Here is a 358-nt window from a genome sequence, read left to right as displayed (position 1 = left end):
AAACACCACCGGCGCGCCCTGGAACAGGCGGAACTTGTAGCGCCCGGCCAGCTTGCCGAAGGCGATCACCGAGCCCGAGAACGTGATCGCGCCGACGAAGCAGCCGATAAAGAGTTCGATGCGGTTGCCCAGCGGGATCAGGTGCGAGCCGGCCGGGCTGATGCCGAACGCCGCCGGCTCGGCCACCGCCGCCACTGCGATGAACACCGCGGCAAGACCGATCAGCGAGTGCATCGCCGCGACCAGTTCCGGCATCTTGGTCATCTGCACCTTGCGCGCGACGTAGGCGCCGATGCCGCCGCCGACCACCAGCGCGGCGAAGATCAGCGCCAGTCCGGTGCCCACCGACGACTGGGTT

Annotated in this window: 1 protein-coding gene; it reads right to left on the bottom strand. The window is 68.4% G+C overall.

Going from position 1 to position 358, the window contains the following annotated elements:
- Positions 1 to 358 (bottom strand): NAD(P)(+) transhydrogenase (Re/Si-specific) subunit beta (locus MKD38_RS30950; protein WP_252682470.1); only part of this gene is annotated, 358 nt, incomplete at both ends.

The organism is Cupriavidus sp. WGlv3, from assembly GCF_023952475.1.
GTDB classification, from domain to species: Bacteria; Pseudomonadota; Gammaproteobacteria; order Burkholderiales; family Burkholderiaceae; genus Cupriavidus; species Cupriavidus phytorum.
The sequence above is the reverse complement of the archived record's forward strand: the minus strand, read 5'-3'. Positions and strand labels throughout refer to the sequence as shown.